General features: G+C 54.0%; 19 protein-coding genes. 12 read left to right on the top strand and 7 right to left on the bottom strand.

The features are described from left to right. The gene (locus KGP16_RS15715; protein WP_218520379.1) at nt 1-1,089 is read left to right on the top strand and encodes an acyl-CoA desaturase; all 1,089 of its coding nucleotides are present in this window, start codon (nt 1-3) and stop codon (nt 1,087-1,089) included. 3 nt (nt 1,090-1,092) lie between these two features. Here KGP16_RS15715 and KGP16_RS15710 read toward each other — a convergent pair whose 3' ends face one another. Genes KGP16_RS15710 through KGP16_RS15700 form a run of 3 tightly spaced genes read right to left on the bottom strand, consistent with a single transcriptional unit; the run spans nt 1,093 to nt 3,661 of the window. Beyond that, nucleotides 1,093-1,236 (bottom strand): DUF2474 domain-containing protein, encoded by a 144-nt coding sequence (locus KGP16_RS15710; RefSeq protein ID WP_094983222.1) that lies wholly within the window; start codon nt 1,234-1,236, stop codon nt 1,093-1,095. Nucleotides 1,237-1,250: 14 nt separating this feature from the next. After that, the gene (gene cydB / locus KGP16_RS15705; protein WP_218519212.1) at nt 1,251-2,258 is read right to left on the bottom strand and encodes a cytochrome d ubiquinol oxidase subunit II; all 1,008 of its coding nucleotides are present in this window, start codon (nt 2,256-2,258) and stop codon (nt 1,251-1,253) included. A 2-nt stretch (nt 2,259-2,260) separates the two neighbouring features. After that, the gene (locus KGP16_RS15700) at nt 2,261-3,661 is read right to left on the bottom strand and encodes a cytochrome ubiquinol oxidase subunit I (protein WP_223499953.1); all 1,401 of its coding nucleotides are present in this window, start codon (nt 3,659-3,661) and stop codon (nt 2,261-2,263) included. A 141-nt stretch (nt 3,662-3,802) separates the two neighbouring features. Between KGP16_RS15700 and KGP16_RS15695 the strand changes: the two genes are divergently transcribed. Beyond that, nucleotides 3,803-5,212 carry a PLP-dependent aminotransferase family protein gene (locus KGP16_RS15695; RefSeq protein WP_223499952.1) on the top strand — a complete coding sequence of 470 codons (1,410 nt, stop codon included), beginning with the start codon at nt 3,803-3,805 and terminating at the stop codon, nt 5,210-5,212. On the opposite strand, the gene KGP16_RS15690 is transcribed toward KGP16_RS15695, so the two are convergent. Continuing rightward, on the bottom strand, nt 5,209-6,183 hold the full coding sequence (locus KGP16_RS15690; protein WP_021805659.1) for an alpha/beta hydrolase: 975 nt from the start codon (nt 6,181-6,183) through the stop codon (nt 5,209-5,211). The genes KGP16_RS15695 and KGP16_RS15690 overlap by 4 nt on opposite strands. 1,358 nt (nt 6,184-7,541) lie before the next feature. On the opposite strand from KGP16_RS15690, the gene KGP16_RS15685 reads away from it, so the two are divergent. The 6 genes from KGP16_RS15685 (at nt 7,542) to ompC (ending at nt 15,338) form a co-directional block, all read left to right on the top strand. Beyond that, a complete protein-coding gene (locus tag KGP16_RS15685; RefSeq protein ID WP_223499951.1) occupies nt 7,542-8,756 on the top strand; it encodes an aspartate aminotransferase family protein in 1,215 nt (404 codons plus the stop codon). A gap of 50 nt (nt 8,757-8,806) precedes the next feature. Beyond that, nucleotides 8,807-9,841 carry an arginine N-succinyltransferase gene (astA, locus tag KGP16_RS15680; RefSeq protein WP_209554861.1) on the top strand — a complete coding sequence of 345 codons (1,035 nt, stop codon included), beginning with the start codon at nt 8,807-8,809 and terminating at the stop codon, nt 9,839-9,841. Beyond that, nucleotides 9,841-11,313, top strand: a complete 1,473-nt coding sequence (gene astD / locus KGP16_RS15675; protein WP_179246469.1) for a succinylglutamate-semialdehyde dehydrogenase — start codon at nt 9,841-9,843, stop codon at nt 11,311-11,313. Before astA ends, astD begins: the two co-directional genes overlap by 1 nt. Before the next feature lie 27 nt (nt 11,314-11,340). Further along, nucleotides 11,341-12,681 carry an N-succinylarginine dihydrolase gene (gene astB, locus KGP16_RS15670; RefSeq protein ID WP_037375384.1) on the top strand — a complete coding sequence of 447 codons (1,341 nt, stop codon included), beginning with the start codon at nt 11,341-11,343 and terminating at the stop codon, nt 12,679-12,681. Between the two features lie 12 nt (nt 12,682-12,693). Continuing rightward, the gene (astE, locus tag KGP16_RS15665) at nt 12,694-13,677 is read left to right on the top strand and encodes a succinylglutamate desuccinylase (protein WP_223499949.1); all 984 of its coding nucleotides are present in this window, start codon (nt 12,694-12,696) and stop codon (nt 13,675-13,677) included. 578 nt (nt 13,678-14,255) lie between these two features. Continuing rightward, entirely contained in the window at nt 14,256-15,338 is a 1,083-nt protein-coding gene (ompC, locus tag KGP16_RS15660; protein ID WP_021805655.1) for a porin OmpC, read from the top strand. Between the two features lie 85 nt (nt 15,339-15,423). Here ompC and KGP16_RS15655 read toward each other — a convergent pair whose 3' ends face one another. After that, nucleotides 15,424-15,615: a YebW family protein gene (locus KGP16_RS15655; RefSeq protein WP_021181014.1), complete on the bottom strand. Its 192-nt coding sequence runs from the start codon at nt 15,613-15,615 to the stop codon at nt 15,424-15,426. A 225-nt stretch (nt 15,616-15,840) separates the two neighbouring features. On the opposite strand from KGP16_RS15655, the gene lysM reads away from it, so the two are divergent. Beyond that, on the top strand, nt 15,841-16,281 hold the full coding sequence (lysM, locus tag KGP16_RS15650) for a peptidoglycan-binding protein LysM (protein ID WP_024486819.1): 441 nt from the start codon (nt 15,841-15,843) through the stop codon (nt 16,279-16,281). Between the two features lie 490 nt (nt 16,282-16,771). Then, a complete protein-coding gene (locus tag KGP16_RS15645) occupies nt 16,772-16,936 on the top strand; it encodes a hypothetical protein (RefSeq protein ID WP_021805654.1) in 165 nt (54 codons plus the stop codon). Nucleotides 16,937-17,638: 702 nt separating this feature from the next. Here KGP16_RS15645 and KGP16_RS15640 read toward each other — a convergent pair. Both KGP16_RS15640 and KGP16_RS15635 read right to left on the bottom strand, forming a co-directional pair. Next, entirely contained in the window at nt 17,639-18,025 is a 387-nt protein-coding gene (locus KGP16_RS15640) for a helix-turn-helix domain-containing protein (RefSeq protein WP_024486415.1), read from the bottom strand. 101 nt (nt 18,026-18,126) lie between these two features. Then, entirely contained in the window at nt 18,127-18,819 is a 693-nt protein-coding gene (locus KGP16_RS15635) for an IclR family transcriptional regulator (protein ID WP_021805653.1), read from the bottom strand. A 218-nt stretch (nt 18,820-19,037) separates the two neighbouring features. Between KGP16_RS15635 and KGP16_RS15630 the strand changes: the two genes are divergently transcribed. Then, nucleotides 19,038-21,371, top strand: a complete 2,334-nt coding sequence (locus KGP16_RS15630) for a molybdopterin-dependent oxidoreductase (protein WP_223499948.1) — start codon at nt 19,038-19,040, stop codon at nt 21,369-21,371. 3 nt (nt 21,372-21,374) lie between these two features. Further along, complete coding sequence (locus KGP16_RS15625; RefSeq protein WP_024486412.1) at nt 21,375-21,923, top strand: 4Fe-4S dicluster domain-containing protein; 549 nt, start codon at nt 21,375-21,377, stop codon at nt 21,921-21,923. Nucleotides 21,924-21,932: the final 9 nt, after the last annotated feature.

Below are 21,932 nucleotides of genomic sequence, written 5' to 3'. Positions count from 1 at the left end.
ATGCCAGACACCACGCCGCTGCGGCCCTTGGCGTTCCAAAGGGAGAACCGAGACATTCATCTGGCGCTGATGCGTGGCAGCCAGGCTTATCTGGCGGAGCGGGGCGACCACCGCTTTGCCGACCGAGGGATGTTCGCCAAGGTGTTGCTGCTGATCCTGGTGTGCGCGGGCTTTTATGCACTCAGTTTGCAGCAGCAAAACGCCTGGGCCTATTTCGGCTGCTACGTCGGCTTTATTTTCTCCGCCATGATGTTGACGGTGAACGTGGTGCACGACGCCTCACACAATGCCTTTTTCAAACGGGCACGGCTGAACCACTGGCTTAACTTTATTGTGAGCATCCCGTTGGGGTTGGATGCGGACTGTTGGCGGGTGCGTCACGTTATCTTCCACCATGCCTACAACAATATCGAAGGTTACGATCCGGATATTGAGCCTAACGGCGTACTGCGGCAAACGCCGTTCCAGCAGCGCAAAACCTTTATGCGTTTGCAGCAATACTACTGGCCGATGGTGGCGGCACTGACTTTCCCGTATTACATCTGGCTGTTTGACTGGTTGGATCGGGCTGGCAAAACGCGCATGACGCCCAAGATGATGTTGCAGGGGAGCAAAGGCTGGGGCGTTTTCTTGCTGAGCAAGCTGGCACACTTCACGTTGGCGTTGGCAATCCCGCTATGGCTGATGCCGCCTGAGGTTAGCGCCACCGCGATCTGGCTAACTTACCTGCTGAGCCAGATGCTGTCGTCGTTGGTGTTTGTGATGCTGATTGTGGGTACCCATTGGGCCAAAGCCAATTTTTATCAGGCTCCCGAGCAGGGCAAGATGGTGCATGGCTGGTATCAACATCTGTTTGCCACCACCTTCGACTGGCAGGCCACGCCACGCTGGGTTGGTTACTGGCTGGGCGGTGCCAACCTGCACCTGACCCATCATCTGTTCCCACATTGGAGCCATCGGCATTACCCTGCCTTGGCGAAGATCATTGCCGAGGTTGCGGCCCAACACGGGCTGGATTATCAGTGCCTGGATCTGAAAACGCTGTTGCGGATGCAACAGCGTTTTTTGGGGGCGATGGGGAAGCAGTAGGAACTATTCCGGCTTCATCCCGGCGGCGGTCATCAGCAGGCGAAATAGCGAAGCGACCAAAAACAGCCCCAGGACGCTGGCACTCCAGATAACCACCAGCCAGCCGACGCGTTTCCACCAGGGAATGGTAGCGGTGTTCTCATTCATCGTCTTATTCATCATCAGTGATACCCATCCTCATGGCTCACCTTGCCGCGGAACACGTAGTAGCTCCAGAAGGTGTAGACCAAAATAATCGGAATAATAAACAGCGCGCCCACCAGCATAAAGCCCAGGCTTTGTAGCGGCGCTGCGGCTTGCCACAGGGTGATGGTCGGTGGGATCAGCAGCGGCCAGATGCTGATACCCAGACCGCTTAGTCCCAGAAACACCAGCAGCAGCGTCAGCAGGAACGGTGAATAGTGGGCATCGTGACGTACGCCGTGCCAGATCCCCCAGGCGCTGAGCAGCACCAGCAGCGGCACCGGCAGCAGCCAGAACAGGTTCGGCAGGCTGAACCAGCGGGTCGCAATTTCAGGGTGAGCGATCGGCGTCCAGACGCTGACGGCCAGCAGGATTAGCAGTAGGCTAACCAGCAGGGGAGTGGTCAGACGATGCATCCGGGTCTGCAAGCTTCCGGCAGTCTTCATCACCAACCAGGTGCAGCCGAGTAACGCATAGGTCACTACCAGGCCCAAACCGCAGAACAGGGCGAACGGAGTGAACCAGTCGAAGGGGCCACCGACATAGGCGCGGCCTTCCACCGGGAAGCCGTCGATAATCGCCCCGACGACCACGCCCTGGCAGAAGGTGGCCAGGATTGAACCGCCGATAAACGCCTTATCCCAGATATGGCGCTTTTCCGGTTTGGCTTTGAAGCGGAACTCAAAGGCCACGCCGCGGAAGATCAGGCCAAACAGCATCAGCGTGAGGGGAATGGCCAACGCATCCAGGATCACCGCATACGCCAGTGGGAAAGCGCCAAACAGGGCAGCCCCGCCAAGCACCAGCCAGGTTTCGTTGCCGTCCCATACCGGTGCTACGGTGTTCATCATCACATTGCGATCGTGGCTATCTTTCACCCATGGGAACAGAATGCCGATGCCCAGATCAAAGCCGTCCATGACCACGTACATCATGGTGCTAAACACGATGATCACAAACCAAATCAACGGAAGATCGATACCCATGTTCAGCTCCTGTCGTCCAAAGTTTCGTGTACCGCTGAGAGCGGACGTGCCGGAGTGCCGTGGCCGCTTGGCTCGTCACCTTCATGGGCCTGCGGGCCTTTGCGGATCAGGCGCATCATGTAGGAATAACCGACGCCAAACACCGAGCAGTAGACGGCGATAAAGGCCAACAGGCTCACGCTCATATGGATGTCGCCATGGGCAGAGACGGCATCGGCGGTGCGTTGCAGCCCGTAGACGACCCATGGCTGGCGGCCAATCTCGGTGGTGAACCACCCCGCCAGCAAGGCGATCAGCCCCGAAGGCCCCATCCACAGAATGAAGTACAGGAAGGGTTTGGACTGATACAGTCCGCCGCGCCAGCGTAGCCACAGGCTCCACACGCCAGCCAGGATCATCAGCATGCCCAGCGCCACCATGATCCGGAACGACCAGAACACTACGGTGGAGTTAGGGCGATCTTCTGGTGCGAAGGATTTCAACGCCGGAACCTGCTCGGTAAGGCTGTGGGTGAGGATCAGGCTGCCTAGGTAAGGGATTTCCACCTTAAAGCGGGTTTCTTCACGCTCCATATCCGGCCATCCGAACAGGATCAGCGGAGTGGCCTCTCCCGGCGGGTTTTCCCAGTGGCCTTCGATGGCGGCGATTTTGGCCGGTTGATATTTCAGCGTATTGAGGCCGTGTGCGTCGCCGATCACCGCCTGGATAGGGGCGACGATCAGCGCCATCCACATAGCCATTGACAGCATCTTGCGCATGGCTGGCGTATCACGGCCACGCAACAGGTGCCAGGCCGCCGAGGCACCGATAAAGAAGGCCGACGACAGGAATGCCGCGGTGGTCATATGCAGCAGGCGGTAAGGGAAGGACGGGTTGAAGATCACTTTGAACCAGTCAACCGGCACGACCACGCCGTTGATGATCTCATGCCCCTGCGGGGTCTGCATCCAGCTGTTGGAGGCCAGGATCCAGAAGGTGGAGATCAGCGTGCCGAGTGCTACCATGCTGGTGGCAAAGAAGTGCAGGCCGGGGCCAACACGACTCCAGCCAAACAGCATCACGCCCAGGAATCCGGCTTCGAGGAAGAAGGCAGTCAGCACTTCATAGGTCAGCAGTGGGCCGGTGATACTGCCGGCAAATTCGGAGAAAAAGCTCCAGTTGGTGCCGAACTGATAGGCCATCACCAGGCCGGAAACCACGCCCATGCCGAAGTTGACGGCGAAGATTTTGGACCAGAAATGGTACAAATCCCGGTAAGCCTGATTGCCGGTTTTCAGCCATAGGCCTTCGAGCACCGCCAGATAGCTGGCCATGCCGATGGTGATCGCCGGAAAGATAATGTGGAAGGAAACGGTGAAGGCGAACTGGATCCGTGCCAGCTCCAATGCATCAAGTCCGAACATGGAGCCTCCTTGATTTGTTCATAATCGGCCTCTTAGGAAAGCGAAAGCTTGCTTATTAAAACTTGCGCTAAGTAGAGCATGGAGTAGAGTAACGATAACAGTGACAGTTATTTTACTTTTTCCTATAACAGTTGGAATTGTATGACCAGATATGAACAGCTTGCCCAGCAGATCCGCGAACAGATCCAGAACCGGGTATGGCGTGCCGGGGATAAACTGCCCTCGCTGCGGGAAAGTGGCAAACGTGCCGGGCTGAGCCTGATGACGGTGGTGCAGTCATACCAGCTACTGGAAAGCCAGGGCTGGATCGTAGCGCGGCCGCAGTCTGGTTACTATGTGGCGGCCCGTTCACAGGCGTTACCACAGCCCATTCGGGGTGAGAAACTGCTGGTGAGCGAACAGGTGGATATCAACGCCTTTATCTTTGACGTGCTGCAAGCCTGTAAGGATCCAGAGATTGTGCCCTTCGGTTCGGCTTTCCCGGATGCCACCCTGTTTATGCAACCCAAGTTGGCCAGGGCGCTGAGCAGCGTAGCCCGAAAATTCACACCTCACAGTTCCCTTGCCAATCTGCCGCCCGGCAACGAGGCATTGCGTCGCCATATTGCCCAACGCTATGCGCTGAATGGGATGCAGGTCTCCCCTGATGAGATTGTGATCACCGCCGGAGCGATGGAGTCGTTAAGCCTAAGCCTGCAAGCGGTGACGCAGCCGGGGGACACGGTGGCGATTGAATCCCCGGCATTTTACGGCGCGTTGCAGGCGCTGGAACGCCTGAAACTGAAAGCGGTGGCGATCGCTGCCCACCCGCAGCACGGAATCGATCTAGATTCGTTACAGCAGGCGATTGAGCAGTATCCGATCAAGGCCTGCTGGCTGATGACCCATTTCCAGAATCCGCAAGGGTCGAGCATGTCGGACGAGAATAAACAACGGCTGGTTACGATGCTGCGCGAGCATCAGATCTCGTTGTTGGAAGACGATGTGTACGGCGAGCTCTATTTCAGCGCTGAGCGCCCCTTGCCAGCCAAGGCGTTGGATCAGGGCGGGCAGATTTTGCACTGCTCGTCGTTCTCAAAATGTCTGGCTCCGGGATTTCGCGTGGGTTGGGTAGCCGCAGGGCGATATGCACCGCAAATTCAGCGCTTGCAGTTGATGAGCACTGTTTCAACCAGCGTGCCGACCCAGATGGCGATTGCCGATTATCTGCTGCATGGTGGTTATGATACCCATCTGCGTCGCCTGAGGCGTTTATTGGCCCAGCGCCAAAGTGCCATGCATCAGGCGATCGCCCAACACTTCCCGCCGACGGTGAAGGTCAGCCAGCCGGACGGAGGCTATTTCCTGTGGCTGGAGCTGGAGGCGACACAGTCATCCATGGAGCTCTACCAGCGTGCGCTGGCGGAGGGCATCAGTATTGCGCCGGGGCGAATGTTCACCACCGGCGATCGTTTCAACCACTGTTTCCGCCTGAACGCCTCCTTTGAGTGGAGCGACAGGCTTGAAACCGCCATCAAGACCTTGGCCAGGCTGATCCGTAGCCTGGGCTAGGCCAGGTAATGCTTCAATGCACGTCCTGCCTGATGAATAGCCGAATGCACCGCCGGAACCTGGGCGAGGGGGTTTAACAGGCCGTAATCGTGGATCAGCCCATTGTAGCGGGTGGCGGTCACCTCGACGCCAGCCGCGTTCAGCAGGCGGGCGTAGGCCTCCCCCTCATCCCGCAGTACGTCCAGCTCGGCGGTCTGGATCAGCGCGGGTGGCAGCCCTTGCAGCTGTTCCAGGCTCGCATTGAGCGGTGAGGCGTAGATCTCCTTACGCTGGGCCTTGTCGGTGGTGTAGTTGTCCCAAAACCACTTCATCATATTGCGCGTCAGGAAATGGCCTTCAGCAAACTGATGATAGGAATCGCGATCAAAACTGGCGTGGGTGACCGGCCACAGCAGGATTTGGCAGCGCAGTGCCGGCGTGCCTCGCTCTTTAGCCATCAGGCTGACCACCGTCGCCATGTTACCGCCAACGCTATTACCTACTACCGCCAGCCGGGTACCGTCGACGTTGATTTTTTCTCCGTATTCCGCCACCCATTCCGTGGCCGCGTAGGCTTGCTCGATGGCGGTGGGATACTGGGCTTCTGGTGACGGTGTGTAATTGACAAATACCGCTACCGCTCCGGAACTGTAAACCAGGTCGCGCACCAATCGTTCGTGAGTTGGGAAGTCACCCAAGACCCAACCACCGCCGTGGAAAAACATGAATACCGGCAATTTCCCTTTCACTCGTGGCGGGCGCACGATGTGCAGCAGGATGTCCTGACCGGCCACGTGAATGGTTTTCTCTTCGATCTCGACCTCACGCTGTACCACCTCGACGCTGCGTTGCGCGCCTTCCAACACCTTACGTGCCTCCTTCGGCTTCATCTGTTCCATCGGTTTGCCGCCGCTGGCATTCAACTCCGCCAGAAAGGCGGCTACGTCTTTGACCGCTGCGGGCTGGGTGGCATCAAAGGTTTTCTTGCTCATGTTGGGATCCTTAAGGTTGAGGAGGAACATTGAGTACGGGCTAACTTATCAGTGTAGTCAAAGACTGGGGGTGTGCCCTCACCCCAACCCTCTCCCATAGGGAGAGGGAGCTGATAGCTCCTGCTCATTTGGAAGTAAAGTGGTCCTCTCAGCAAACTCATCTCTCAGGCAAAGGTGAATCACCACAGTTTCAAATCCACTCGATCGGCCCCCCAACAAAAGGACGAACACCCAGATAAATTGTGGCACGGACTGTCCCCGGTCTGTACACCCATAGGGAGAGGGAGCTGATAGCTCCTGCTCATTTGGAAGTAAAGTGGTCCTCTCAGCAAACTCATCTCTCAGGCAAAGGTGAATCACCACAGTTTCAAATCCACTCGATCGGCCCCCCAACAAAAGGACGAACACCCAGATAAATTGTGGCACGGACTGTCCCCGGTCTGTACACCATAGGGAGAGGGAGCTGATAGCTCCTGCTCATTTGGAAGTAAAGTGGTCCTCTCAGCAAACGCATCTCCTCATGCAAAGGTGAATCACCACAGTTTCAAATCCACTCGATCGGCCCCCAACAAAAGGACGAACACCCAGATAAATTGTGGCACGGACTGTCCCCGGTCTGTACACCCATAGGGAGAGGGAGCTGATAGCTCCTGCTCATTTGGAAGTAAAGTGGTCCTCTCAGCAAACTCATCTCTCAGGCAAAGGTGAATCACCACAGTTTCAAATCCACTCGATCGGCCCCCCAACAAAAGGACGAACACCCAGATAAATTGTGGCACGGACTGTCCCCTCTCCCTGTGGGAGAGGGTTAGGGTGAGGGGCATTTTGCTGCGCTAAATGAGGGCGCATTGCACAATTGCGGTGCAAAAGGGCGCCGATCCCGCCATCTCACGCAATTATTTTTGCGAGCAGGATCAGAAAAGCGGAAGAATTTTGCGATTGAATAGGATTTCTCCGTCGCTGATGATTTTAGGCCCTATTTTTGCCATTAATCATTACAAATGCATAATTATTGAATATTTATGCAATATAACTCCTTGTTTTAACGAAAAAAAATAGTAAATCCGTCAAAAACCCCGTTCTGGCACGATAGCTGCTCTACACTATTTATCAAATGGGCTGTATTTTAACTACTCATTAACATTTATTCCCCGCTCCGGGGCGCTAAATGCGGCATTAATAGTGAATAACCGATTTTATGTAACAGGTTTGTATCTGAATAGGCGGCGCTGAGCAGCATTATCGTCGGCCAGAAAAGACACCGGATAATAGGGTTAATTTGCTTTTTCGCCGGCCTTGCGCCACCAGAGCGGTCCTTACCGCCAAAATTCAGCCTTTGCTGACGTTATGAGGTCATTATGGAACAGCCAATCGCAGTTACCCGCCAGTCTTTCGACGACTGGATGATCCCGGTTTATGCCCCTGCGGACTTTATTTTGGTGCGGGGAGAAGGCTCACAGGTTTGGGATCAGCAGGGGAAATCCTATATTGATTTCGCCGGAGGCATTGCCGTCAACGCCCTGGGCCACGCCCATCCGCAGGTGTTGGCCGCGCTGGTCGAACAGGCCGGCAAGCTTTGGCATCTGGGCAACGGTTATACCAACGAGCCGGTGTTGCGCCTGGCCAAACAGCTGATTGATGCCACCTTTGCCGACAAGGTATTTTTCTGCAACTCCGGTGCGGAAGCCAACGAGGCCGCGCTGAAGCTAGCGCGAAAATATGCACTGGATAGTGGTAACAGAGAAAAGAACCAGATCGTCGCGTTCAATAACGCGTTTCATGGTCGCACCCTGTTTACCGTTTCTGCCGGGGGCCAACCAAAATACTCACAGGATTTTGCGCCACTGCCTGGCGGTATTACCCACACGCCGTTTAACGATCTGGCCGCCGCTGCTCAGGTGATTAACGACCGTACCTGCGCGGTGATCGTTGAGCCGATTCAGGGCGAGGGCGGTGTGGTACCGGCGCAACCGCAATTCCTGCAAGGGTTGCGTGAACTGTGCGATCGCCACGGCGCACTGCTGATCTTTGATGAGGTGCAAACCGGCGTGGGCCGAACTGGCTCGCTGTATGCCTATATGAATTACGGGGTGGTACCGGACGTGTTGACCACCGCCAAGGCGTTGGGCGGCGGTTTCCCGATCGGTGCGATGATCACCACCGACAAACTGGCAAAAACGCTGGGCGTCGGCACTCATGGTACCACCTACGGCGGCAATCCGCTGGCAGCGGCAGTGGCTGGGGTGGTGTTCTCGCTGATTAACACACCGGAGGTGCTCGATGGGGTGAAGCAGCGTATCGAATGGTTTATCGCCGGGCTGACGGAAATCAACCTACAGTATCCGATCTTTAGCGAAATCCGCGGGGCGGGTCTGTTAATTGGTTGCGCTCTGAACCCGGAATATGCCGGTAGAGCCAAGCAGATCACCCAACTGGCTAACGAGGAAGGGGTGATAGCCCTGATCGCGGGTCCGGACGTGGTGCGCTTTACGCCTTCGCTGATCATCCCGGAACAGGATGTGAAAGAGGGGCTGGCGCGATTCGCGCGTGCTGTGGCGCGGATTTGCAGCTAATCAAGGCGGCTGCGCCCGGTGCGCAGCCGATGACTTCCGAGGTTCGCATTATGATGATTATCCGCCCCATAGAGCGTCGTGACCTGGCTGACCTGCTGACGCTCGCCGGTAAATCCGGTATTGGCCTCACCTCTTTGCCGCAGAATGAAGAGACGCTGTCGGCACGTATTGAGCGGGCGTTAAAAACCTGGCAAGGCGAACTTCCCCAAAGCGATCGCTGCTATCTGTTTGTGATGGAGGATACCGAACGGCAACAGGTCGTTGGCGTCAGTGCGATCGAAGTCGCGGTTGGGCTGACCGAACCCTGGTACAGCTTCCGCGTCGGTACCCAGGTGCATGCCTCAAAGCAGCTTAATGTCTATAAATCGGTGCCAACGCTGTTTTTAAGCAACGATCATACCGGTCATTCGGAACTCTGTACGCTGTTTCTCGATCCGGACTATCGGCATGGTGAGAATGGCAAGCTGCTGTCAAAGGTTCGCTTCCTGTTTATGGCCGCATTTCGCAATCAATTCTCCCGCAAAGTGATAGCGGAGATGCGCGGTTATTCCGATGAAAATGGCCGTTCCCCCTTCTGGGAAAGCGTTGGCCGCCACTTCTTTTCTATCGAGTTCGCCAAGGCGGACTACCTCAGCGGCACCGGGCAAAAGGCGTTTATCGCCGAACTGATGCCAAAACACCCGCTGTATGTCGACTTTCTGGCCGAAGATGCGCAGAAGGTGATCGGCGAGGTTCACCCGCAAACCGCACCAGCGCGCAAGCTGCTGGAAGCCGAAGGGCTGCGCTATCAGGGCTACGTCGATATCTTTGACGGGGGCCCGACGCTGGAAGCCGAGATCGACGAGATCCGCGCGGTCAAGCGCAGCAAACTGGTGAAGGTGGTGCTGGATGAGGCACAGGTATTCAACGAAGCCTCAGCCTACCTGGTGGCCAACGACAACTATCAGAATTATCGCGCCCTGTTGGTGCATGCCCAACTGCATGATGATCGCCTGCGTATCAACGCCGAAACGGCAGCGGCGCTGGGCGTCGAGCAGGGGAGCCCGGTACGGGTCATCAAGCTTATCGCTCAGGAGAAAGTGTAATGTCGCATCCTGCATTGTTAATTAATGGCGTCTGGCTGGCTGGCCGAGGCGCTGAGTTCAGCAAAACCGATCCGTTGGATAACCTACCGCTATGGCAAGCCAATGCGGCCAATATTGACGACGTGGCTGCGGCCTGCGCAGCTGCACGCGAGGCTTTTCCTGCCTGGGCTCGCACGCCATTTGCGCAGCGCGAACAGTTGGTAAAACGCTTCGCGGCGTTACTGGAAGAGCATAAACAGCATCTGGCCGAGACCATCAGCCGTGAAACCAGCAAACCCCGCTGGGAAACCTTGACCGAAGTCCAGGCGATGATTGGCAAGGTGGGCATTTCATTACAGGCCTATCAGGCACGAACTGGGGTGACGGAAACCGCGATGGCCGACGGAGCCTCGGTGTTACGCCATCGGCCGCACGGCGTATTGGCGGTGTTTGGCCCGTATAACTTCCCTGGTCACTTACCGAATGGGCATATCGTTCCGGCGCTGTTGGCGGGCAACTGCGTGGTGTTCAAACCTAGCGAATTGACGCCGTTAACGGCGGAGGTGACGTTACAGCTATGGCTGCAGGCGGGGCTTCCGGACGGGGTGATCAATCTGGTACAGGGGGGGCGTGAAACCGGTGAGGCCTTGGCAAGCTGTGCTGATATTGATGGGCTGCTGTTTACCGGCAGCGCAGGCACCGGTTATCACCTGCATCGCCAGTTGGCCGGTCAGCCAGAAAAGATCCTGGCGTTGGAGATGGGTGGCAACAACGCGCTAATCGTCGAACAGGTTGAAGATTGTGACGCGGCGGTGAATCTGGCCATTCAATCGGCGTTTATTTCTGCCGGGCAGCGCTGTACCTGTGCTCGCCGCATCTTGGTGAAAAATGGGCCGCAGGGTGATGCCTTTATTACACGCCTGGTTCAGGTGGCATCTACACTGCGCATTGGCCGTTGGGATGCTGAACCTCAGCCGTTTATGGGCGGGGTGATTTCCTCCTCTGCGGCAGAGAACATGCTGGCAGCTCAGCACCATCTGTTGGCATTGGGTGGCAAAGCCTTGTTGACCATGAAATCGCTGGAGAGCGGTAGTGCGTTATTAAGCCCTGGGATTATCGATGTGACCGGCGTGGCGGACGTGCCAGACGAAGAATATTTTGGCCCGCTGACTACGATCATTCGTTACGACCATTTCGACCAGGCGTTGCGCATGGCTAATAACACGCGCTATGGCCTGTCTGTCGGGCTGGTGTCCCCGCAGCGGGAGCAGTTCGAACGGCTGCTGCTGGAGGCGCGAGCCGGTATTGTCAACTGGAACAAGCCGCTGACAGGGGCTTCTAGCGCAGCACCTTTCGGTGGTGTGGGGGCTTCCGGCAACCATCGGCCAAGTGCGTTCTATGCCGCAGATTACTGCGCCTGGCCGATGGCGTCGCTGGAAAGTGCCAGCCTGACGCTACCCACCAGCCTGTCACCGGGCCTGATATTTAACTGATCGTTCGGCAGTTTACAGGAGAGCAAAATGTCCGGATATGAAGTCAATTTCGATGGGTTGGTTGGCTTGACACACCACTATGCCGGGCTGTCGTTTGGCAATGAGGCATCGACGCAGCACCGCAACAGCGTGTCGAACCCCAAGCTGGCGGCAAAGCAGGGGCTGCTGAAAATGAAAGCGCTGGCGGATATGGGCTTCCAGCAGGGCGTGTTGCCACCGCAGGAACGGCCTCATCTCCCCACGCTGCGCAAATTGGGCTTCAGCGGTAGTGACGAGAGCGTGCTGGCCCAGGCGATGCGAACCTCACCGCGCCTGCTCTCGGCGCTTAGTTCGGCCTCATCCATGTGGACGGCCAATGCCGCGACGGTTTCGCCTTCGCCAGACAGTCAGGATGGGAAAGTGCATTTCACCGCCGCCAATCTGAATAACAAATTCCATCGTGCGATTGAGGCCGAAACCACCTCCAGCGTGCTGCGTGCCATCTTCAATGATGAGCAATACTTTGCTCACCACGATGCCTTACCGCAGGTGGCACTGTTTGGAGATGAGGGCGCTGCCAACCATAACCGCCTTGGGGGCGACTATGCCAAACGCGGGGTGCAGGTCTTTGTGTATGGCAAGCAGGAGTTTGGCGGGGAAAGTGCCCCCACGCGTTACCCAGCTCGCCAGACGCGCGAGGCCAGCGAGGCGATCGCCCGCCTGCATCAGTTGCACGAGCAACAAACGGTATTTCTGCAACAGAATCCGGCGGTGATCGACCAGGGCGTTTTTCATAACGACGTGATCGCCGTCAGCAATCAGCAGGTGCTGTTCCATCATCAGCAGGCGTTCCTGCATCAGCAGCAGGGGCTGGATCAAATCCGCCGTAAGATGGCCTTGCTGGAGACGGAGTTGGTGGCGATAGAAGTGCCAACCTCCCGTGTCAGCGTGGGGGATGCGGTGGCGACCTACCTGTTTAACAGCCAGATCCTGACCAAAGCCGATGGCAAGATGATGATCGTAGTGCCGGAAGAGTCCCGCCAGCATCCGGGCGTTTGGCATTATCTGTCGGAGATGGTGGCCAGCGGTGGGCCAATCGACGAGATCAAAGTGTTCGACCTGCGCGAAAGTATGCGCAACGGCGGCGGCCCGGCTTGCCTGCGTTTACGCGTGGCGCTGAACGATGCCGAGTTGGGGGCGGTGAACCCACGGGTGATGATGAACGATACGCTTTTCGCCACCCTGAACGACTGGGTAGACCGCTATTACCGCGATCGCTTGGTACAGGAGGATCTGGCAGACCCGCAACTGCTGCATGAAGGGCGTGCGGCACTGGATGCTCTGACTTCTATCCTTGGGCTGGGTAATGTTTACCCGTTCCAACAGTAACCGGAGGCAATAGTGAACAATTTATTGGCTCTGACGTTGGCAGGAACTCCACCAGCTACCACCCAGGGTGAAAACGCTGCACTGCGCTGGAAGTGGTTGGGGGAAGGGCTATTGGAGCTCACTCCACTGCAAGGCTATCGGCAAGCCGTGGTGCTTTCAGCCGGTATTCACGGCAATGAAACGGCCCCGATCGAACTGCTCGACCGGTTAGTGAACGAAATCTTCTCAGGTGTGCGGCCATTGGCGGTGCGCTTGCTGGTGGTGTTGGGCAATCCACCAGCGATGCGAACCAATCAACGTTATCTGGCAAGCGATATGAATCGCATGTTTGGTGGGCGCTATCAGCAGTTTGAGCCCTCTGGCGAAACGGCGCGGGCGCAGCAGTTAGAGCAAGTAGTCACCAGCTTCTTTGCCGGAGAGCAGGCTACTCGTTTTCATTACGATCTGCATACGGCGATCCGCGGATCGCTGTTGCCACGTTTTGGTATCCTGCCCTATCAACCACAGAGTTACAGCCCCGAGATGTTGGCGTTACTAGACGCCGCCGAGTTGGATGCACTGGTGATACACCAGGCGCCTGGTGGCACGTTCAGCCACTTTTCCAGCGAGCATGCGCAGGCGGCCAGCTGTACCCTCGAATTGGGCAAGGCGCGTCCCTTTGGCAGCAACGATCTGCAGCAGTTTTCCGCTATCAATGAAGCACTGCAGGCGTTGGTTTGCGGGCAATCTCTCCCTTTGCGGGGGGGGGCTCCGATTAGGGTGTTCCGTGTCGATCGGTCGCTGATTAAACGCAGTGAATCTTTCAAACTTCATTTGAGCGATGAGACTGCCAATTTTACCGCTCTGCCGCAGGGCACTTTATTGTATGAGCAACCGGGGGATAGTTATCGGGTGCAGCATGAAAAGGAGTGGGTCCTGTTTCCCAATCCCAAGGTGGCATTGGGGTTACGTGCAGGCATGATGTTGATAGAAGTACCGCGCAGCACCCTGTTTTAATCTCATCCGTTCATTACGCCACAGGTCGGTGACCTGTGGCGCCGTTTTTCCTTTCAAACATTAATAGCGTAATTTATTTAATCAGTTGATAGGGTATTTTGCCTGTTACGTGCCCTTACTTTCGATGATTTACCCCAATAAGTAAAAAACAGAGTAAAGATACAATTATTTGCACCATTCCTGGTAATCAGATTGATATAAGTAAAAAGTGTGAAATAAGTAACGCTATTGATTAGCATGCTAATTTTGTGGTTATTCAAAATCGTAGGTAAATCACACAAAATGAAACGTGGTTGCACTGTTTTGGTGCTTTTAAACGTGATCGTTATGGCTTATGCATTAAATATCTATTTAAATCATTATATTAGAATAGTGTTTTGATGTAATATTTAGTTACAAATAAACATGCTTTATGCGCGCTATTTCATGAACTTTTTTATTTTAAGTTTTTATTCATGATGCTAATGTCACATGGCGCTTTATTAAGGGGCGTAGATAAAAAACAAAATGATAAAAATCACAGCCCAAAGCATAAATTGGGCGTGACGGGCAGCTTTTAATAAAATCTAGGAAAATAAATGATGAAACGCAGTGTAGTAGCCCTGGCGGTTGTTCTTGCCACCGCCGCCTCAATGGCCAATGCGGCCGAAATCTACAACAAAGATGGCAATAAACTCGACCTGTACGGCCGTGTTAACGCCAAGCACTTGTTCAGCGATAACAAATCTGCCGATGGCGACGCGACCTATGTGCGTTTTGGTTTTAAAGGCGAAACGCAGATTAACAGCGATTTGACCGGTTATGGCCAATGGGAATACAACGTCCAGGCTAACCACGCCGAGTCAGCGGGTACCGAAGGCACCAAAACTCGTCTGGGCTTCGCTGGTCTGAAATTCGCCGAGTACGGTTCCTTTGACTATGGCCGTAACTACGGTGTGGTTTACGATGTCGAATCCTATACCGATATGCTGCCGGAGTTTGGCGGCGATACCTATACCTTCACCGATAACTTCATGAATGGCCGTTCTACCGGTCTGGCTACCTACCGTAACCGCAGCTTCTTCGGTCTGGTCGATGGTCTGAATATCGCCTTGCAGTACCAAGGTAAGAACGAGAATGACCGCAGCAACATCCACAAGCAGAACGGTGACGGCTATGGTATGTCTGTGGACTATCAGGACATCGGCGGTAGCGGCATTGGCGCTGCGGTAGCTTTCTCTGATTCTAACCGTACGAAAGATCAGAAGGCCGTTCAATACGGTAAAGGCGACAGCGCGACGGCCTGGACCACCGCGCTGAAGTATGACGCCAACCAGGTGTATCTGGCGGCCATGTATGCTGAAACCCGCAACATGACCCCGATCACGGTTAACAGCGTTGCTGGCTTTGCCAACAAGACGCAAAACTTTGAAGTGGTCGCGCAATACCAGTTCGAAAATGGCCTGCGTCCATCACTGGCTTACCTGCAATCCAAGGGTAAAGACATTGAGAACATCGGCGATGTCGATCTGGTGAAATATATCGATATCGGCGCGACTTACTACTTCAACAAAAACATGTACACCTACGTTGATTACAAAATCAACCAGTTGAATGACGATAACAAGCTGAAACTGAACACTGACAACATCGTGGCAGCCAGCTTGACCTACCGTTTCTAAGTCGTATTCAAACCTCATTCCTGTGTCGGAACGTGGTTCAAAAGGCAGGGCGCAAGCTCTGCCTTTTTCAGTTTGGCGTGTGGGATCAGAAAGGAGCGTACTCGCTGGCAGGCAGCCAGAAGCCGTCGATAAAGTCCTCGATCGGAAAACACCCAGCATGACGTAACCGTTGTTCTTTCATCGCTACCAGGCATTGATGCTCATCACGCAGCACGTCGACAACGATGTCGGCACAGCCACCATCCAGATAGCAAACGAACATCACCAATGCGTACATAACCTATTGCGTCCCCCCATTAAGGTTCCAATCCCTATTGTAGGTAAAATTTGGCTGAATTTAGCTAATTAATACAAAAAAATAATAATTGACCAGACAAAAACGGTATTTTCAGAATTATGGCAGCGTTTAATCATCCCTTAGAGGATTGAAGTTCCGCTCGGTACTGCTAAGCTTAACAAGTTTTAAAATTTCCTAACTATCCAATCATTAACGGGAGCGAATATGGGATTGTTTAACTTCGTCAAAGAAGCTGGCGCAAAACTGTGGGATACGGTGAGTGGTAACGCTGAAGATCAAAGCGCCAAGCTGAAAGCGCACCTTGATAACAGCGGCCTGCCAGATACGGACAAGGTGGATGTTCAGGTCGTTGATGGCAAGGCTGTGGTCACCGGGGACGGTATCAGCCAGGAACTGAAAGAAAAAATTCTGGTAGCCGTGGGTAACGTGGCAGGTATCAGCGGCGTGGAAGATAATGTGGCAGTGGCGCAACCAGAAGCGGAAAGCCGCTTTTACACCGTCAAGAAGGGCGATACCCTGAGTGCCGTTGCCAAAGAGATGTATGGCAATGCCAACCTGTACAACAAGATCTTTGAAGCCAACAAACCAATGCTAAGCCATCCAGATAAAATCTATCCGGGCCAGGTATTGCGCATCCCGCAATGATGCTGAAAGCCAGGGTAATTGACGCTCGAGCTTAGAACGGCGTAATCCGGCGCCCCATCTGGGGCGCTGTGCAGCAATCCCTCACCAATGCGTATGTTCATACATATGTTAACCCCTATAAGTTCCCCACCCGTAATTCGATAAACCCAAAGAATGTTTCCAGTCCACAAGCAGGTGACTAACCTCCAGAATCTTGACCCTGTTGCAGAAAATTGGTAGCGTCTGCATGCAAGAAAAATCTTAGCTATCTCTGGCGTAAATTGGGTTGTTGCTTGAGCCTAGGGTTATCCCTTTTTTGCATCAAGGCGTTATGCTAGGTGATAAGAGAGTAGAGGGTGTGAACGCCCCATTAGACAAAAAAACACCAGGAAAACCATGGACAATGCGCAACGGGTCAGCACAACGTTGACGGCGGTTGCTGCATATTGATCATTCTTACGTTGACGATCACACAGTGGGTGGGAGTTACTTACTGTTTTTAGGAGATAAAATGGAACATAATCCGCATGATGAAACCAAGCTTATTGCGGTCATTGCCTTATTGATCTCAGTGTTGCTTGTCGTGTCGATCTTGTTTGGCATCACGTATTTATCCGATCTGCGGCATAACGATCAAGAGGTCGATGCCAAAAGTTGTTACATCAAAGGCGGCTGAAGTCGGAGTTGCGTTTATCGCAATCCTTGATTCGACAATGAAATATTTTTGCCATATGCCTTGGTTTATTTGGGACTTAACGTACTAGCTGCGATTAAACCACTAATAAAGGTTATGGCGAATCATTCGTCGGTTGTGGGCCGTTAAATAGACAACGGATAGTTGGATGGCATTTTTTCTGCCACGGCAAAGCCGCTACAGCTCAGGTGTAGCAGGGAGACGACACACTTTTTGATGGCCTTTCCTTATGAGAGTCAGGCAGCATGGTCTGCGGACTTTATTGGTTAACTTATCTAAATAAATTCACTTTAATTATATTTAAGTCGCAATAAATTATTAAAGTGAATGTATTTCTTAAATGTGTTTGTGATGTTAATCAAATATTGTTATTTACCCCGAATGAGCACGCTGTCGTAACTAGTCAGGCCCTGCTAAGCTAAGACTAATCTGTACGGAAATCTCTGTCAGTTCTATTGCCGATGTAAGCGAGGTGTTTATGAGTCAATTACTCTCCCGTGCAAGATTATCCCATGTTGTGATCGCCACGGCGGTGTTTTGGGTTTGCATTGCTGTACTCGTGGCGGTAGCACTAAAGTAACGCTGGATGACTAATCAACAATCCTGACATAGCTGACATACTCAGCCAACGGCTCCTTTCTGGGGCCGTTTCTTTTGTAATAACTTAAGCAACCCGCTGCCGTCTCACGCCATCTTCTGGTGAATAATATGCAGCGGAGGCTCGATGTGCAGATCGACACTCAAATCCTGGCGGAAGTCATAGGGCGTAATGTTGAAACGCTTTCTGAACATGTAGGTGAAGTGAGATTGGGAACCGAAACCAAAATCCAAGGCGATATCAAAAATGGAAGCCTCGCTGCTACGCAACTGGTACACCGCTCCGGCAAGGCGGCGCTCGCGGATGTATTTGCCCAGCGAGATCCCCGTCGCTTCTTTGAACAGCTTCTGCATATGCCACAGTGAATAGCCGGAATACTCGGCCAACTCTTCAAGGTGGATCACTCGTCCCAGGTGGGTTTCGACCCATTTACTGAGTGCGCAGACTAGTGCGAGATGATGTTCTTGTATCAATAACTTTACCCAATTGATTTTGTCGTTTAACCGCAGCGCAGAGCTTACGGCAGGCTCACTTAGCGTACCTTACAGGCTCCGGGTTGTCACCTTCGTGCCGGTTAAAGCGGGATCGTTTTGACCTTTGCCATCAGGCGGTCAGCCAGACGAACAATCTCTTCCGGGTCGTCTGGAATAAACCCCATGGTGATCGCCATCCCCAACAGGACGTTATCCTGGCTGAAAATCGGGCAGGCAATCGCGCGTGCCCCTGGGATGCCTTCGGTAACATTGTAACGTACCGCATAGCCCTGCAGACGGATCTTTTCGAGCTCTTTAGCCTCAAGCAGGGGGGTAATAGAGCCATCAAACGCCTGATAGGCATAACCCGCCGCACTGGCATTCATAGGGATGAGGGTGTTTTCGAGGTAGTCGATATCGATATTTTTATGGCTGCGATTATAGCGCGTCAGCAAGATGCTACTTCCTTGTCGCACCGCCCAGCCGGTGGAGTAGTTCAACTCATCACGCAGCTCACACAGCGCATTATTGATGATTGTCGCCAACGTCTGCTGTTTGCCTGCCGCCGCCGCGAGCGCCAACAGCTTGCTGCCAAGCGAGTAGCGGCTGGTCTCCTGCTCTTGATACAGCATCTGGCTACGGCACAGTGAAACCAGATATTTATGCAGCCGGCTTTTCGAAAGCCCGCTGTGTTTGGCGATATCCGAAGCGCGGGCGTTTCCCCCCAGTGCGGTGACACTCTCTAATACCGACACGGCAATATCGACCGAATTTACGCCTTGAACTTCCGACATTCTGCTTACCTTGACTTGCTAATACTTCGATCCGCTCACTTTACCAGTTTAAGGCGGTGAATGCCCCAGTTAACCCGATCCTGGCTTCCGCAGCAGCAGCATTTTCAGCGCGCAAGGACTAACTATTTTGAGGTGGATTGATCTGCTTCAATATACTATGGGTTAACTCGGTTTATTTATAGTGAACACCAGGGCGTGTGATTACCGAGATAAAAACTATGAACGAACTTTCTTCACTCCGGCTCAAACGGCGTACTTTGCTAAAAGGACTTGGCGTTATTGGCCTGGCGTCAATCTCGCCTTGCGCTTTCTCCTTAACATCCGAACAAAAAGAACCCCTACGGCACATCCACCTTAAACTGACGGACTATCAAACTTTCCGCTCAACCTGTGCGATGGAGTGCCTGCACTGCAACCTGACCGCTTACGTCTATCAGAAAAAACTGATGAAGATTGAAGCGACGGAAGGTTTTAATGTGAAATGTTGCCTGCGGGGCATCAGCCGAACCAAATGGGTTTATCATCAGCAGCGAGTCACGACGCCTCTGCTGCGGGTAGGCAAAAAAGGTGAGGGTAAATTCGAGCCTATTACCTGGCAACAGGCACTGGATTTAATCGAAAAAAACATCCGTACCACCATCAAGGAACAGGGCAACGAAGGGCTGCTGTTGTCCACTCATGCTGGCAACATGGACTCGATAAAGAACGATATGGGCAAGGCGTTCTTCGACTATCTGGGCGGTTCGGTGAAACAGGCGGGTTCGCTCTGCTGCTCGGCAGTGACGGCGGCGATGATGCCAATGGTGGGGCTACGTTATGCCGATACCCGCGACACCATTGCCGACAGCCGTTTGATTATCTGCTGGGGTAACAACCCGGCGGTGACCATGCAGGCGTATTTTAAAAATTATCTACGTGCGCAAGAGCAGGGCGCTCGCATCGTGGTTATCGACCCACGTTTTAACGAGACCGCCGCCAAAGCAGACGAATGGATCCCGATTGTTCCAGGTACGGATACGGCTTTAGCGCTCGGGATGATGAAGATCATTATTGAAGAGCAGCATATTGACGCGGATTTCCTGCGTCAGCATACCGGCGCGGTGTATCTGGTGGATGCCAAAGATCAATTGGTGCGTGCCGATGCCAACGACACTGAAAGCTATCTGGTTTATGACTGCACCAGCCAGAGCCTGGTAAGGCATGACAAGGCGGGGATCACTCCGGCGTTGTTCCAGCACCAACTGCCAGCCGACAGCGGCTATCGCACCGTATTCGAAACCGTTTATCAGCAGGCTGCACCATGGACGCTTGACCGGGTTGCGGCTGAAACCGACATTCCCGCCCACACCATTTTGCGTTTGGCCCGCGACTATGCCACCACCGCTCCGGCGATGATTGTGCAAAATATGTCAGGCGCTCAGCGCACCGAATTTGGTACCTACGTGGCCGCCAGCCAATTCTACCTGGCCCTGCTAACTGGCAATATCGGCAAGCGAGGGGCGGGGGTCTGTGACGCAGGCGGAGCACGCCAAATGGCAAAATTCAGCCCGATCATTCCACCAGCGCCTGCGATGAAGAAAATCACCCCGATCCCGGTTGCCAAGGTGGGGGAGTGGGTGGTCAATGACCGGCCTTACCCAATTAAATTCTGGTGGATTATGACCATGGGGGTCATGACCCAACTGCCCAACACCAACGTGGTCAGGAAGGCGTTGGAAAAGGTTCCCTTCGTGGTGGTGGCCGATAACCTGATGAGTTCTACCGCGCTGTATGCTGATCTGGTGCTGCCGGTGACGACCATTTTTGAAGATGTCAGCCTGATGGCGGGCGTGCGTAGCCACTATGTGCAACTGATGGAGCAAGCGGTCGAGCCACCGGGTGAAGCCAAGCCGGATTATTGGATCTTTGCGCGTCTGGCTGAGCGTTTTGGCTTTGGCGACGTGTTTAACCAGCCGATTGAGCATTACATCAATGCGTGCCTGCAAGGTTCCGGTATTACCCTGGAACAGTTGAAAAAAGGGCCTGTGCTGCCGGTGAGCGGCGACTGGATCCCGTTTGAACATGGGGTGTTCCGCACGCCGACCCGTAAAGCCCACTTCTTTATTGAAGAGTGGCAGAAGAAAGAATTTTCGCCGGTTGTTACCTATCTGCGGGTGAATGAATCGCCGCAAGGCTCGCCGGAATTGGCCGCTAAATACCCGCTGATGGCGGTACAACGCAAGCTGGCGCGCAGCATTCATTCCAGCCACGGCATGAACGAATGGATCCTTGAGGTGCAGCGCAATAAGCCTAACGTGATGATCCATCCGCAGGATGCACAGCAGCGCCGGATCAAACATGGCGATTGGACCACCGTATTTAATGAGCGAGGGGCGCATCGGGCGATAGCCGTGGTGACGACACATATCAAGCGAGGAGTGGTTTCCCTGGATAACGGCTGGTGGGAACAACAGGGAGGCAGTAGCAGCCACGTCACCAATGACGCCGTAGAGGCGTTGGGTACAGGGCATTGCTGTAACAGTACGCTGGTTGATGTACGGGCGGAGGGATAACCCATGACCAAACAATATGGCTTTCTGATTGATATTAAACGTTGTTACGGCTGTAAAACCTGTTCCATGGCCTGTAAGTCAGAGAATCAGACGCCACCGGGCGTGCTTTGGCGGCGGGTGCGGGAGTATGAAACCGATGGCCCGAATTCTGAAGGGTTTATTTCGATGTCCTGCAATCATTGTGACGATCCGCAATGCATGAAGGTATGCCCGGCGGATACTTACCATAAGCGCCCGGACGGTATTGTGGTGCAGGATCATGAGAAATGCATCGGCTGCCGCATGTGCATTATGGCTTGTCCGTACAACGCCCCAGTCTTCGATCCGCAGGAAGGTAAAACCAGCAAATGCAATATGTGTGCCGAGCGTTTGGACGAAGGGTTACCGCCGCGTTGCGTGGCGTCTTGCCCCGCAGGCGTCTTGAAGTTTGGTGATATCGAGGAGTTAAGGAAAATCCACTCAACGGATTGGGCGGTACTGGAGGCTAGATATCACATGCCCGATCACCGAATCAGCGGCCCGAACGTGGTCATTATTCCAGCGGATAAATAATAGGGTGCT

This window comes from Serratia sp. JSRIV006, assembly GCF_019968685.1.
Lineage (GTDB): Bacteria > Pseudomonadota > Gammaproteobacteria > Enterobacterales > Enterobacteriaceae > Chania > Chania fonticola_B.
This window is presented reverse-complemented; position numbering and strand designations above follow the sequence as displayed.